Origin of the sequence: Spiroplasma turonicum (assembly GCF_001262715.1) — a bacterium.
Taxonomy (GTDB): Bacteria; Bacillota_I; Bacilli_A; order Mycoplasmatales; family Mycoplasmataceae; genus Spiroplasma_A; species Spiroplasma_A turonicum.
The window spans coordinates 1,245,949-1,261,374 of the sequence record NZ_CP012328.1 but is presented as its reverse complement, the minus strand read 5'-3'; the positions used below and the strand labels follow the sequence as shown (position 1 = coordinate 1,261,374).

Below are 15,426 nucleotides of genomic sequence, written 5' to 3'. Positions count from 1 at the left end.
CTTTTTGGTATAAATCCTTTTTTAAAAGGTTTATTTTAACTTTTCCACATAAAAATAATATTAACATTTTTCACACAAGTTTTAAAAAAAATTAACAATTTTAAAATATAGTTTCAATTTGTTATATAATCTTAAATGAAGTTTTATTTTTTAAGGAGGTATTTATGAAAAGAACTTGACAACCAAGTAAGATTAAACATGCAAGAACTCATGGTTTTAGAGCTAGAATGTCAACAAAAAACGGCAGAAAAGTTATTAAAGCTAGAAGAGCAAAAGGTAGAGTTAGGCTTACTGCTTAATATTTATGAAGAATGTTAACATAATTAAAAAAAATCACGAATTTCAAAAAATAATTTCAATGAAGACATACAAAAACTCAAAATCTTTTGTAGTTTATTATAGGAATAAAGATGATGGTTTTTTAAAATATGGAATATCAGTGGGTAAAAAAATAGGAAATGCAGTTCTAAGAAACTATATCAAGAGAGTTGTTAGAACAATAGTTTTCAGCTTATTAGAAAAGTATAAGCAAAAGAAATTAGATATAATTGTAATTGTAAAAAACAAGTTTTTAGGGTTAGATTACAATGAAAATTATAAACAATTAGACAACATATTGTTGTCACTTTAAGAGAGGTGAATGCCTTGTATAAACAAGATTATTCAAAATATTTAAACAATAATAAAGGCAAGAAAAAAACAAAAAAAGATATCTTAAAAATGATATGAGTCTGAACAAGATTGTTTTTATTTCTCTTTGTAATTGTTTCAATGTTATGGGGTTGTGTACAAATGTATCAATCCAAATATACAGTTGCACAGGTTTCTGATATGGCTGGTAATAAAGTATATTCACCAGGTACAACATTTGAAATTGTAATTAGATCTTTAGGTGATTATGGATCAAAAAACCACTGGTTTGCAAGTGATGAAAATGGTAACATTCACGAGTATGGATTAAACGCTATATCTTCTTGAAGTGAAGCATTTACAGAAACTGCATCACCATTTTATGGGTTCTTTGTTTTTCCAATGTCATTCATACTTGTTGGTTTTGTAAGATTAATGGCTGGTGCTGATAGCGCAGGAGTTATTAATTCTTCTGGAGAAAATTATGGTTATATTGTTTTAGCATCTGTTTTATTCACATCAATAATAATAAGGGCAATAACTTTAGGGTTTACTTGAAAAACTCAATCAAATCAAGAAAAACTTCAATTAGTTCAAGCTAAACAAGCAGAAATTCAACAAAAATATAAAGGTTCAACTGACCCGGTAGCAAAGCAAAAACAACAAATGGAAACACTTGCTTTGTATAAAAAAGAAGGAATCTCTCCAATGGGTTCTTTAGTTTCAGCCTTTCTTTCAATGCCATTTCTATTTGCAATGTTTTCAATTGTTAGGGCAACTCATGCTTTAAAAATCGCAGTTGTTGGTAAAATAACTTTTGTAGATACACCTTGAGAACAAATAACAAGTGGTAATTGGGTATATCTATCATTAGTTGTTGTCTATATTCCATTGCAGGTGATATCAATGTTCTTACCTATGATATTGCAAGCAGTAAAAAGAACAAAGAAAAACGATAGTGAGCAACAAAAAAAAGCTAGAAAAAAACAAATTATAATGAACAGTGTGTTTATTCTTGTTTTCGTTTTCATTATATTTACAACAGCATCAGGTGTAGCTATTTATTGGATTTTCTCATCTTGTTTCCAAATTTCTCAAACATTAATTTTCCATTATGTAAGAGAAACAAAGGCGTCAAGAATTAAGAAAAAAAGAGAAAGAGTTGTAATGAAAAATAAGGCACTAAGTGAAAAAAATAAAGTTTAGAAAAATAACGATAAAAAAGTGTTATTTTTTTTATTCAGAAAATAAGTTTTCAAAGCTATTATACAAAATAGAGAACGAAACTTTCTTTTCTATAAGCAATTTTCAACGTAAGACAATTATTGACAAAATAAATAATTCATTACACGAACTAATTGATTTTAAAATAAACTCGATTTTCTTTTTAAATAGTCAGAATAAAAATATTTGTTTTTATAAATCTGCTGATATAATTGGAACTGAAGAAAAAAAAATTATAGCATCTTTCATTAAACAATATTTTTACTTATTAGCAAATATAAAAATAAACTTTGAATTATCAAATATTTACAAAACACATATAAATGATAAATATCTTTTTATTACAGATTTACATAAGAAAGTAAATAATTTATTAATTACAAAGGGAGAGTTAGATCTCTCTTCATATACAAAAAAATATAGAAAAAAAATAAATGAGTTTATAATGAAATACAAGAGTATTAAGATCAAAAGTGTTGGGCCTTTTGGTGAAAGAAGAATAAAAATAATATATAAACCAGAAAAATAGTTCTGGTTTTTTATATAATAAAAGTAGGTGAAATATGGAAAACATTTTTGAAGACATAATTGTTGCTAGTGCTACAAAAATATCAACACAGGCAATTTCAATTATAAGAGTTTCTGGGCAAGGTTGCATTGATTTAATAAATAAAATTATAAATAAACCTTTAAATAAAAAAAACAATTTTTATTTAAGAAAAGTTATAAAAGATAATAACGTATTGGATGAATGTCTTTTTTTAGTTTTTGAAAAAAATAAGTCATTTACTGGTGATGAAACTGTTGAGATAAATTGTCATGGCGGAGTTTTACTAACAAATACCATTATAAAAATGATAATAAAAAATGGTGCAAGGTTAGCAAAACCTGGAGAATTCAGTCAAAGAGCTTTTTTAAATGGAAAGATTGATTTAATACAAGCTGAGAGTATCAATAACTTAATAAATTCAAAAAACGAGCTTTCAATAAAACTAAATGCTAAAACTTTAGTTGAAAAAAATAACCCTAAAATTCAACAAGTAAAGTCAGATTTACTTGATATAATTTCAAAACTACAAACAGCGCTTGATTATCCAGAATATGAAGAAGTTGAAAATATATCTTCAATTGAAGCATACAAAAGTTTATCAAATATAGAAGTTAATCTAAAGTCAATATTAGAAATAAGCAAAAATTTAAATTATATTAATGAAGGGGTAAAAACTCTTATTTTAGGAGAAACAAATGTAGGGAAGTCTTCTTTATTAAATGCTTTATTAAATGAAGAAAAAGCAATAGTAACTGATATCGAAGGAACCACAAGAGATCTTGTGGAAGGAACGATATACTTTAAGAACTTCAATCTTAACTTAATCGATTCAGCAGGCATCAGAGAAACAAAAGACAAAGTTGAATTGATGGGTATTGATAAAACTTATAAACTTATTAATGAAGCAGATTTAATTTTATTTGTAATTAATAAGGATAAATTTAATTTAAATCTTTACAATATTATTAAGGAGAAAGAGCATATTGTAATACTTAATAAAGTTGATCTTCTATCAGAAACTGATATTAAAGCATTAAAAGATGTATTCAAAAATTTAATACTAGTTTCTGCTTTAAAAAATAATATAAATGAGCTAAAAATTAAATTAGAAGATATGTATGATAAAGAAGAATTATTGGATAAAGATTATCTTATATTAACAAACACATCACATATAAAAATGTTTGAAACAGTGCTAGATGATATTAAAAGTATAAAAACAAATATTGATTTAGGTTTTGATATAGATATTATTTTGATTGACTTAAAAAATATTTTAATAACATTTAATAATTTGCTTGGAATAATTGATTCTAATGAAGAAATATTAGACAATATTTTTAGGAAGTATTGTTTAGGAAAATAAGGAAGAAGGACGTATAATGGCAGGGATTTTTGACACACACACACATTTTAATGATGAAATATATAAAAACAATGATATTGAAATATCAGAAATTATAAAGGAAGCTAACAATAATGGTGTATCAAACTTTTGTTGTGTAGGATTTGATGTTGAGTCATCAAGACAAGCAGTAAGATATGCACTTAAATATCCAAGTGTATATGGAGCAGTAGGTATACATCCAAATAATGTCAATGAGTTTGAATTGAGTGATTTAGAAGAAATTGATACTTTGTCTTATGGACAAAATGTAGTTGCAATTGGTGAAATAGGTTTAGATTATTACTACACACCACACGATAAAGACAGACAAAAAACATTTTTTAAAAAACAAATTGATATTGCTATAAAAAATAATCTTGCTGTAATGATGCATATTAGAGATAAAGATGGTTCTAATCAAGCTTATCTTGATGCTCTAGAAATTTTAAAAGAAAAAAAACCAAAACGCGCAATAGTACATTGTTATACAAGGGGATATGAGTTAGCAAAAAAATTTATAGACTTAGGATGTTATTTATCTATTCCAGGTGTTGTAACTTTTAAAAATGCTAAAGAGTTACAAGAAACTGTATTAAAAGTATCATTAAACAATATATTAGTAGAAACTGATGCACCTTATTTAACTCCTGAACCAAATAGAGGATCTATAAATTTTTCAAGATATATTGTTTATACTATTAAAGCAATTGCAAACATAAAACAATTAAATAAAAATGATGTAATAGAAGCTACTTCAAATAATGCTTATAAAGTTTTTAAAATTAACCATTAAGAAAAGTATAATAACTTTTAACATATTCTTAAAAATAAAGAGTATGTTTTTTTTAGGTTGATTTCATTTGACACAAAAGAATCAATATTTAGTAATATAAGTTAATTTAACTTTATGAATTAAAGTTATAATATTAACACTTTTATATTGTCATAAAAAAAACTCTATATTTGGTTAGATTTATTTTTACTAACTTTATACATAGAGAATTATATCTATTATTAGGTTTTTTTAAAGTCTATTTATAAAAATGAAATTACATCTTGACAAATCATGATTTCTTCATTGGTTCTTATTTTGTATATCTCCACTCCAGAGTTATCTGAACTTATTTTTAAGTAGTCTGAATAACTTGCTTCATTTTTTAATTCATCAAGTTTTACGTTTAATAAGAATAATTTATCAATAACTTTTTTTCTAATAGTTGCAGAGTTTTCTCCTATTCCTGCTGTAAAAATAATTGCATCAACTTTTCCTTCTTGTTGATTTGCCATTTGTATTATAAAGTTGGCTATTTTTTGTGTATATAATTCAATTGCTAATAAGCATAACTCATCACCATTTCTGTAACCATCTTCTATATATCTGATATCTGAGGAAACTTTGCTTACACCCAATAACCCAGACTCATTATTCAGCATATCATTTATTTGCGCGACATCTTTTTTTAAAGTGCTTGCCATAAAATTTATAATAGAAGGATCTATATCACCACATCTTGTACCCATCATGATACCAGCTAATGGCGTTAGACCCATGGTTGTATCAAATGATTTACCATTTTTTGTAGAACATAAACTAGCGCCATTACCAAGATGACACACTATTGTATTAGTTTTAGTTTTACCAACTATTTCTTCATACTTTTTATTAATGTAATTAAAAGAAATACCATGAAATCCGTATTTTCTTACACCATAGTTTTTGTACCAATCATAATTAACTGGATAAATATAATTTATTTTTGGCATTGTTTGGTGAAATGCTGTATCAAAACAAGCTACATGTTTTGCGTTTGGTAAAAACTCCCTAAACTTTTCTATAACCAAAAGTGCAGGTGGGTTGTGAAGAGGGGCAAGTTTCGAAGATTCATTAAGTTTATTCAAAACAGAATCATCAATTAAAGATGATTTTGAAATGCTACCACCATGAACTGTTCTGTAACCTACACCTTTTATATCTGCAATATTTTCTATTATATTTAAATCATCTAACTTTGTTAAAATAGTTTCTATAGCTATTTTGTGATTAGGCAAATCTATATCATATTCATATTTATTTTGATTGTATGATATTGAAACCTTCCCCTTAACTTTTATTTGTTCTGCAATACCTTGCGTAATTTTCACTATTTTATTATCTTCATTTTTATATAATGAAAATTTTATTGAACTACTTCCTGAGTTTACTACTAATATCATATTATATCGCCATATAAACAGTCAAGACTGCTGCCTGTATTATATCAATAAGTGTTGCTCCCCTTGATAAATCATTTACAGGTTTATTTAATCCTAATATAATAGGTCCTATGGCTTCATAACCTCCCATTCTTTGTGCTATTTTATAACCAATATTTCCAGCATCTAATGTTGGAAATACAAAAATATCTGCAGATTCATTTTTATTTAAAGAATTTTTATATTTCTTATCTCTTACTTCTTTGCAAAATGCTGCATCAAACTGAATTTCACCATCTAATTTAAAGTTTACATTTTCTTTTAACAATAAATCAACCGCATTTTTTACTTTATCTACATCAGGACCTAAGCCAGAACCGTTTGTTGAATAACTTAATAATGAAACAGTTGGATCTTTAAGTCCCATTTTAATAGCAAAATTTACAAAACTTTTTGTAATATCTGCTAATTCCTGAGAACTCGGATTAAGATTTAAACTACAATCTCCAAAGAAATAACAATTCTCACCTTTCTTCATTATTATAATTGAACTTGCAACAGAAACATCTGGTTTTGTTTTTATAATTTGTAAGGCTGGTCTAAGAGTGTCAGCCGTAGTATAACTTAAACCACATAATATGCAATCTCCTTCATTCTTATATAACATCATATTTGCCAAGTAATTTGCTTTACCAACATACATAAGTGCTTCATCTATACTTTTAAGTTTACCTTTTCTTAAATCAAAAAGGTCCTTAGCATATAAATTTAAATCTAGTGAATTTATGCTTATTTGTTTTATTTTTTTGCTTAAATTAGAATTAACATTATCCTTAAATAGTAAAATCGGTTCACATAAATCATTTTCTACCAAATATGTGGCGACTTTTTGTATTTTTTCTTCTTCGCCTTCTGGAAATATAATTCTTTTTTTCTCTTTTTTATTTTTTAATATCTCTTTAATATAATCAAGCGTATACATGATTCCTCCATTTAGTATTTTTTCCATATTTAATATATTATATGAAAAATATACTAGAATTATTATACTCTATTTTTTTAATTTGTTTTTGATATAGGTTATTTTTTTTGTTTACTTACATCAGGTTCACAAAATTGTTTTAATAGATAATAAAAAAGTACATTTTAATGTACTTTTTTATTATCTATAATTAAATATATTGACTTTGACCACTTTTTCTTAGGTCCTTAGCATTTTTACCATAATATCCGTTTTCAATTCTTCTATTGATAACTTTTTGATAAATTTGTGCACCCTCTACAACACCTGTCATAGGACTTGGTGAAATTTTACATGGTATTGAGAAAATTCCATTGAAGTACTCTTTAATCCCTCTAATTAGTGCTCCACCACCACATAACATAAATCCATTTGATATAATATCTCCAGCTAATTCAGGAGGTGTGTTCTCCATAATTTCAATTACCATATCAGTAATTCTACTAAATGCATTAACAAGTACATTTCTTATTTCTTCAGAACTAATTATTGCTTCTTTAGGTAAACCTGAAACTATATCTCTACCAAATACAGACATAGTTTTTTCACCCTTATATTTTGCAAGTGACCCTAGTTCTTTTTTTACGTTTTCAGCTGTTTTATCACCAATTGTAACATTATATTCTGAACGAACGTATTTTTTTATTTCTTCATTAAATGCATTTCCTGCCACTTTTATTGATCTAGATATTATAATGTCTCCTGCTGATAATATAGCTATATCAGAAGTTCCACCACCGATATCAATTACAATATTACCTTTTGGTATGTCAATATTAATTCCAGCCCCAATTGCAGCCATTTTTACTTCTTCTTCAACAACAACAATTTCTGCTCCCATATCATAAGCAACTTGCTTTAAGGCTTCTCTTTCCAACTCAGTTACCTCACTTGGGCAAGCAAGTAATATGATTGAATTTCTTCAGTCATTTAACATTTTTAGTTTTCCAAAAACATGTTTTAGCATATCTTTTGCTGCATCTAAGTCTGTTATAACCCCATCCTTAATTGGAACTATCATACTAATTGTTTCATGTGTTTTTCCTAACATTGCATATGCTTCTTCACCAAGTGCTAATAGTGAGTTAGTTACTGTATCATAAGCCATTATTGATGGCTCATTATAAACAATTCCTTGCTTACTTACATATGCAATAATGTTACTAGTACCTAAATCTAAAGCAATAAATGTACGCTCATCTAATTTCATTCTTTACCTCCTAAAAAATCAATAATTTTAATAATTATACTATTAAAAACAGAATATACCAAACAATTATAGAGAACTATAATTTAATTCTATTTAACTAACTATTATATTATAACTTCTATTTTATAAGTGTGTAAAATTATTGAAAAAAAATTTTAAAGCAAAAAAAATGTTTCATTTTTCTGAAACATTTTCTTTTAAGATAATTTTTTTAAATATGTATCTTGACTTGCGTCATATACTCCTTCATTTACTCTTTTGACAATAATTTTTTCATATGCTTTAGTACCATCAATTACACATCCTAATGGTTCTGCTGCAATTTTACAAGGTAGTTGGAAAATATCAAAGAAATATTTATCAATATTTCTAATTAGTGCTCCACCACCACAAATAACCATACCATTTTTCATGATGTCTCCAGCTAATTCAGGAGGTATTTCTTCAAGAATTTCTATAACTAGATCTGTAATCTTACTAAATGCACTCAATAAGATATTTCTTATTTCTTCTGAAGATACTTTTGCTTCTTTAGGCAACCCTGATATTATATCTCTACCATATATTTGCATAGATCTTTCATTAGGGTATTGAACCAATGATCCTAGATTTTTTTTAATATTTTCAGATGTAATTGCTCCTATTGACATGTTGTATTCTGATCTTACATATTTTAAAATTTCTTGATTAAAGTAGTTACCTGCAACCTTTACAGATTTAGATATTACAACTTCACCAGCAGATAGAATAGCTATATCAGTAGTACCTCCACCAATATCAACTACAAGATGACCATTTGGTAATTCAATATTAATTCCAGCCCCAATTGCAGCCATTTTTACTTCTTCTTCAATAACTACTAAATCTGCACCCATGTCTTTTGCGACCATTTTAAGAGCATCTCTTTCCAACTCTGTCACACCGCTTGGGCATGCCAGAACTACAATTGAGTTTTTTCAGAAGTTCATCATTTTAAGTCTATTAAATATATGTTTTAATAAATCTTTTGCTGCATCTAAGTCAGCTATTACACCATCAATTAGAGGTGTAATTATTCTAATATTATCACTTGTTTTACCAACCATATCGTAAGCATCTTCTCCAATTGCAATTAGATTATTTGTATTGACATCATATGCCATCAAACTTGGTTGATTATAAACAATACCTTGGCCTGAAACATAAGCTAGTATGTTACTTGTACCAAGGTCTAGTGAAATAAAAGGTCTTTTAGTTTCTTGATACATAATAAGTCCCCTCATTTCTATTAAATTTTATGGAAATTATCTACCCATAATGTCTTCATGATGTCTTTGAGCTTTAATAATTTCTCAAATTTCAGATTCGAATTTTTTAGTTCCGTTTATAACTGCTAGTAATGGTTGTTCACCAATTTTAGTTGGTAATTGTAGTGTATCAGCAAAATACTTGTCAATTCCTCTAATTAGTGCCCCACCACCACATATTGTTATACCATTTCTAAAGATATCTCCAGCTAATTCTGGTGGTGTATCTTCAAGTACTTGTACAGTTAAATCAATAATTCTTGATACAGGTACTTTTAATACTTCACGTACTTCTTCTGGTGTTATTTCAATTTCTCTTGGTAAACCTGAAACAACATCACGTCCGTAAACTTTCATTCTTCTTTCATCTGGGTATTTTGCTAATGAACCAACATTAACTTTTATTGACTCAGCTGTTTTTGAACCAATTTCAAGACCATATTGTGATCTAATAAATTTTTGACATTCATCATTTAAGTAGTTACCTGCAACCTTTACAGATTTAGAAAGAACTATGTCTCCTGATGCTAAAACTGCTATATCAGTAGTTCCACCACCCATATCAACTATAAGGTTTCCAGTAGGAGCATAAATGTTTACTCCTCCACCTAAAGCGGCCATTTTTACTTCTTCTTCAACAAATACTTGATCTGCCCCTAAATTAACTGCAATTTTTTTCAAAGCAGTTTTTTCTAATTCAGTAATAACTGATGGACATGCCAATAACATAATTGAATGTTTTAATTGTTTTGATATACGTAATTTTTGAAAAATATATCTTAATTGAGCTTCAGTTGCTCTAATATCAGTAATAACACCGTCAACCATTGGTTTAACAACACGAATTGTTTTGTTTCCTTTACCAATCATTTTGTATGCTTCAGTTCCAACTGCAACAATTCTGTTTTCTTTAATTCTATAAGCAACTATTGATGGTTCGTTATAAACAACACCTTGGCCTGAAATAAATACAAGTGTATTTGCAGTACCTAAGTCCATTGAAACGAATGTAGGTTTCTTGTTAATCGCCATTTACTTTTCTCCTTCTTTAAAATTCCTATGTTTTAAATTTATGATTATGTAGTTCTATTTATTGTAGAATACATAACATACATTAAGTTTAGCATAAAATTTGTCTTTTTTCAACTTTAAAGGTGTGTATTATGATAAAATATATTGCATAAGTTTTGAAAATACAAAATATTTCCAAATAAGTGGACTTATTAATAAAATTTATTTTATATTATTTTATTACAAATACTTAATATTTTAACTATAAAAAACAAAAAACAATAAAAAAAAGCTTTTAAAAGCTTTTTACATATAATCTTTAAAATCTACACCAATTAATGTTAAAGAATTTACAAGGACTTGATATATTGATGATACTAAAAGTAGTTTTTTATTTGTTTCATTAACATTATTTAAATCAATAATTTTATCATTACCATAATATGAATGAAATAATTTGGCTAGTTTTTGAATATAATCACACAATACATTTGGCAATCTTTTTGATGCAGAATGCTCGATTGTTGAGTTAAAGTCATCAATATGCATTATTAGTTCTTTTTCTTTGCTGTTTCATTCAAAAGTTCCATCAGTAATAATTTCAGAGTTAAATTTATCTAGTAGTTTCTTACATCTAGCAGTTGCATATTGAGCGTAATATACTGGGTTTGTAGAGTTTCTTTCAACAACAAGGTCAATATCAAAATCCATATGAGAAGAGGGGTTTTTTGACGCTAGCATATACCTTATTGCATCTTTTCCAACCATCTCTATAAGGTCTATCAACCAAACCGCAGTACCTTTTCTTTTTGACATTTTGAATTCTTTACCATCTTTAATTAGACGTACCATTTGTATTATATCTATATCTAAAATGTCAAATCTATGATTAAGTAAAGCTAAACCTGCTCTTACACGGGTAATATAACCATGGTGGTCACCACCTCAGAAATTAACATACTTATCTGCATTGGTTCTTCTAATTCTTTCATCATGACAAGCAATATCTGGTGTTATGTATGTATAAGAACCATCTGATTTTTTTAATACTCTATCTTTATCGTCGCCAAATTCAGTTGTTTTTAATCAAAGGGCGTTATCTTTCTCATATGTTTTACCAATGTTTTTGTATAAATTAAGCATTTTATCAATTAATTTGTCATCATACATTTTTTGTTCACTTGAATAATGTTCTATTTTTATGTCCAACATGTCTATTTGTTCTTTAATAATATTTATAAAATAATTTATAGAAAGGTTTCTAAAAAGTTCATGAGTTTCAGGGTCATTTATTTTATTATTATTAATTTTTAAACTTTTGAACTTGTCCCCATACTTATTTATTATATTTTGAGCTAACTCTTCATACATGTCTCCACCATAAATTTCTTCAGGTTTTTCTACTTCAACTTTTAGTAATAATAAATAGTAGTAGAATACAGTAACTGCAAGAACATTTACTTGATTCCCTGCATCATTTGTATAATATTCAGTTTGAACATTATAGCCTGCAAATTCTAAAATTCTTCTAACACTGTCTCCAACAATTCCATTTCTTGCGTGACCTATATGTAAAAAACCAGTTGGGTTTGCTGATATCAACTCTAAATTAAAAGTATAGTTTTTATTTGCTGATCTACCATAATTTTCTTTATTTTTTTGTACTTCATCTAAAACTTTAACAAGTTGCAAGCCATTAATCTCAATATTTATAAAACCTGGTTTTGCAACTTCTACATTTTTTATTATTTTATTATTTTTTAATAGATTTTCTTTTATTTTTTCTGCTAATTCTAGAGGTTTAAGGTTATTTAATTTTGAATTTATAAGAGCAAAATTTGTGGCATAATCTGCATGCTCAATAGACTTTGTTTTTTCTATTATTAATTCACCTTTTAGATCTAGTTTAATAATTGTTTCATTAATTTCTTTTTTTAATTGATTTAAAATAATACTCATAATTAACCTCCATCCTACAATAATTTTATATAAAATAAGGCTAATATGTAAAAAAAAACAAAAAAACTAGTTGTTTTCTTGTTTAATATATGACTTCTTCTGCATATCCCAATTCGTATTCAAGACTTTTTATTGTTGTTTCTTTATGAGCAATTGCTCCATCAATAACAGCACTTGACGCATTTCTTGCTACTTTAACTGGTATTTCAAAGTATTTTTCGAAAAATGTTTTAATACCATAAATTGATGCTAATCCACCAGTAACAATAATACCATTTTTTATAACATCAATTGCAGATTCATTAGACAATTCTTCAATTAAACTTGTTACTGTATCAGCTAAGTTACCAAATACAAACTGAACAATTTTTATTATATCATTATCATTAATTTCTAATTCTTTAGGCAATGCACTGGTTAAATCATAACCATATGCCTTAACTTTTAATGTTTCTTTAGGTTTTAAAAGGCAAGCAACTCCAATTTTAACTGCTTCTGCAGTTTTTTCTCCAACAATAACAGATTTTTTTGCTTTTAAAAACTTTATTATTTCTTCATCAATAATTGCGCCTGCATATTTTGAGGTTTTAGAAGCAATTGTTGTATTTGTAGATACTAAAGCAATTGTTGTTTTTCCACAACCTATATCAAGGCATAAGTAACCTTCAGGACCTGAGATGTCAATTCCAGCCCCCATTAAAGCTAATTTTATATCATCCTCAACCTTTACATGAGCAACTCCTAATGATTTAATAGCCTCTATTAGTGAGTTTCTTTCTAGTTCAGTAAGATTTACTGGACAAGCTAATGTAACATACGCTGTTTTTAAAATTTCCTTGTGTTTCGAAAGTGTATAGTTTAAATAGTTTTTTAGTAAATCTAGATTTGTAACTACACCACGCTTAACCAGCTTTATTACTTTTAAGTTACCATTTAAAATTCCTATATATTTTTTTGCATTATCACCATAAGCAATGACTTTGTTAATCTTATAATCAACTGCCATAAGTGAAGCTTGATTAAAAATTATACCTAAACCATCAACATAAACTCTTGTCTTATATGTACCTATATCTATAGCAATGTGTTTTCCAGCTCTAATATTTGACTTTGCCAATTTTCACACCTACATTTCTATATTTTTATTTTAAACTTTTTTTAAAAAAAATCATTGTATAAAAATAAATTATTTCAAATTTAAAAATATCAATAATAAGATTATATAGAAAAACTTTCTCTAAATAATAAAAAAGAGATTTTATTTTAAATCTCTTTTTTATTATTTAATCACGTATTCTCTAGAATCACGTAAGTCTACAATTTCAAGTCATTTTTCAGCTTGTTTTTCGTATTCTTTAGCACCTTCAATAACAGTTAATAATGGATCTTGGGCTTTTATTACTTTTAATTGGAATATTGATTCAAAGTAAGAATCGATTCCTCTAATTAAAGCTCCACCACCACATATTGTTATACCATTTCTAATGATATCTCCAGCTAATTCAGCAGGTGTGTTTTCCATAACTTCAACAATTAAATCAGTTATTTTTGAGAATGGTGCTAACAATGCATTTTTAACTTCATCTGGTGCTATAATAACTTCTCTTGGTAATCCAGAAATTACATCACGACCAAATGCTCTAAATGTACGTCCATTATCAATTTTTGTTAATGAACCTATTTCTATTTTGATTTTTTCTGCAGTTTTTATCCCTACAAGAACATTGTATTCTGCACGAATATATTTTCTTATTTCTTCGTCAAAGTGATTTCCAGCAACTTTTATAGATCTAGAAATAATGATATCTCCAGCTGAGATAATTGCTATATCAGTAGTTCCTCCCCCGATATCAACAACTAAGTGTCCACTTGCAAGTGATATGTTAATTCCAGCTCCGATTGCTGATAATTTTACTTCTTCTTCAACAAGAACTTTTCTAGCTCCCATATCAACAACAACTTGTTTTAATGCTCCTCTTTCTAATTCAGTAACTCCTGAAGGGCAAGCAAGAACTACTAAAGCATTTTTTAAGATGTCTGATAATTTAATACGAGAGAATATGATTTTAATCAAATCTTTTGCTGCATCTAAATCAGCAATAACTCCATCAACTAGTGGTACAACCATTCTTACATCATCATTAGTTTTACCAACCATTTCATAAGCCATTTCTCCAGATGCGATAACTGTATTTGTGTGAACATCGTATGCCATTGTTGAAGGTTCATTATAAATGATCCCTTGCCCACCAAGATATGCAACAACGTTTGCTGTACCTAGGTCAAGAGCTACGAATTCTTTTTTACGGTCTCATGATGCCATTTTTATTTCCTCCTTTATAAGAAAAAACCCTTCGTGTATAATTATACTATAAACTGAGTTAGAATACTAGCATTTATACACAAGAAAGGTTATAATATATGAAAATTATGCAAGTTGTAGTTGTTGAAGGGTTCTCTGATACTATAAAACTTAAAAAGATTTTCGGAAAAGAAAATATAGATACCATTGAAACTAACGGTCTTGCAATAACAAATCAAAAATTAAATTTATTAGCAGATCTTAATAAAACACGAGGTTTAATAATTTTCACAGATCCTGATGGACCTGGAATTAAAATCCGTGATATTATTAATACCTATCTTAATTTTAAATGTTTTAACGCATTTATCAATAAAAAAACAATTAAAAATTCAAAAAAAATAGGAATTGCAGAAGCAAGTGATGAAGAAATCAAAAGAGCTTTGAATGAATTAATAATCTTTAATAAAAATGAAGAATCATTGTCGTGAAATGAATTTTTAATTAATAATTTTTTTGAGGCTTCTAATAGAAAAAAAATAGCAGAGCATTTTAATTGAAGTGAAAAGATTAATAACAAGAGACTTTTTAAGTGATTAAACTATCTTAACTTATCGGCACATGACATAAAAAAAATATTAGAGGAATAAACC

Annotated in this window: 15 protein-coding genes; 7 read left to right on the top strand and 8 right to left on the bottom strand. The window is 27.2% G+C overall.

The features are described 5' to 3' along the window. The first annotated feature begins 164 nt into the window (after window positions 1–164). Genes rpmH through STURON_RS05585 form a run of 6 tightly spaced genes read left to right on the top strand, consistent with a single transcriptional unit; the run spans window position 165 to window position 4,584 of the window. A complete protein-coding gene (gene rpmH / locus STURON_RS05610; RefSeq protein ID WP_075048892.1) occupies window positions 165–299 on the top strand; it encodes a 50S ribosomal protein L34 in 135 nt (44 codons plus the stop codon). Between the two features lie 5 nt (window positions 300–304). Continuing rightward, window positions 305–631, top strand: a complete 327-nt coding sequence (gene rnpA / locus STURON_RS05605) for a ribonuclease P protein component (protein ID WP_075048891.1) — start codon at window positions 305–307, stop codon at window positions 629–631. A 14-nt stretch (window positions 632–645) separates the two neighbouring features. Beyond that, complete coding sequence (yidC, locus tag STURON_RS05600) at window positions 646–1,836, top strand: membrane protein insertase YidC (RefSeq protein WP_075048890.1); 1,191 nt, start codon at window positions 646–648, stop codon at window positions 1,834–1,836. Then, window positions 1,817–2,383: a hypothetical protein gene (locus tag STURON_RS05595; protein ID WP_075048889.1), complete on the top strand. Its 567-nt coding sequence runs from the start codon at window positions 1,817–1,819 to the stop codon at window positions 2,381–2,383. Before yidC ends, STURON_RS05595 begins: the two co-directional genes overlap by 20 nt. Window positions 2,384–2,417: 34 nt before the next feature. Further along, window positions 2,418–3,770 (top strand): tRNA uridine-5-carboxymethylaminomethyl(34) synthesis GTPase MnmE, encoded by a 1,353-nt coding sequence (mnmE, locus tag STURON_RS05590; protein ID WP_075048888.1) that lies wholly within the window; start codon window positions 2,418–2,420, stop codon window positions 3,768–3,770. A 16-nt stretch (window positions 3,771–3,786) separates the two neighbouring features. Continuing rightward, window positions 3,787–4,584, top strand: a complete 798-nt coding sequence (locus tag STURON_RS05585; protein WP_075048887.1) for a TatD family hydrolase — start codon at window positions 3,787–3,789, stop codon at window positions 4,582–4,584. A 242-nt stretch (window positions 4,585–4,826) separates the two neighbouring features. Here STURON_RS05585 and STURON_RS05580 read toward each other — a convergent pair whose 3' ends face one another. From STURON_RS05580 to mreB (STURON_RS05545), 8 genes are all read right to left on the bottom strand, one after another. Then, entirely contained in the window at window positions 4,827–6,005 is a 1,179-nt protein-coding gene (locus STURON_RS05580; protein ID WP_075048886.1) for an acetate kinase, read from the bottom strand. Window position 6,006: 1 nt separating this feature from the next. Continuing rightward, complete coding sequence (pta, locus tag STURON_RS05575; protein ID WP_075048885.1) at window positions 6,007–6,966, bottom strand: phosphate acetyltransferase; 960 nt, start codon at window positions 6,964–6,966, stop codon at window positions 6,007–6,009. Window positions 6,967–7,156: 190 nt separating this feature from the next. Further along, window positions 7,157–8,215, bottom strand: a complete 1,059-nt coding sequence (gene mreB / locus STURON_RS05570; protein WP_075048884.1) for a rod shape-determining protein — start codon at window positions 8,213–8,215, stop codon at window positions 7,157–7,159. A 197-nt stretch (window positions 8,216–8,412) separates the two neighbouring features. After that, entirely contained in the window at window positions 8,413–9,462 is a 1,050-nt protein-coding gene (gene mreB / locus STURON_RS05565; RefSeq protein ID WP_082236216.1) for a rod shape-determining protein, read from the bottom strand. Window positions 9,463–9,498: 36 nt separating this feature from the next. After that, the gene (gene mreB, locus STURON_RS05560; protein WP_075048882.1) at window positions 9,499–10,533 is read right to left on the bottom strand and encodes a rod shape-determining protein; all 1,035 of its coding nucleotides are present in this window, start codon (window positions 10,531–10,533) and stop codon (window positions 9,499–9,501) included. A 285-nt stretch (window positions 10,534–10,818) separates the two neighbouring features. After that, a complete protein-coding gene (argS, locus tag STURON_RS05555; protein WP_075048881.1) occupies window positions 10,819–12,471 on the bottom strand; it encodes an arginine--tRNA ligase in 1,653 nt (550 codons plus the stop codon). A gap of 82 nt (window positions 12,472–12,553) precedes the next feature. After that, on the bottom strand, window positions 12,554–13,588 hold the full coding sequence (locus STURON_RS05550; protein WP_075048880.1) for a rod shape-determining protein: 1,035 nt from the start codon (window positions 13,586–13,588) through the stop codon (window positions 12,554–12,556). Window positions 13,589–13,750: 162 nt separating this feature from the next. Beyond that, window positions 13,751–14,794 carry a rod shape-determining protein gene (gene mreB / locus STURON_RS05545; RefSeq protein ID WP_075048879.1) on the bottom strand — a complete coding sequence of 348 codons (1,044 nt, stop codon included), beginning with the start codon at window positions 14,792–14,794 and terminating at the stop codon, window positions 13,751–13,753. Window positions 14,795–14,892: 98 nt separating this feature from the next. On the opposite strand from mreB (STURON_RS05545), the gene rnmV reads away from it, so the two are divergent. Further along, window positions 14,893–15,423, top strand: coding sequence for a ribonuclease M5 (gene rnmV, locus STURON_RS05540; RefSeq protein WP_075048878.1), 531 nt, complete (start codon window positions 14,893–14,895; stop codon window positions 15,421–15,423). Window positions 15,424–15,426: the final 3 nt, after the last annotated feature.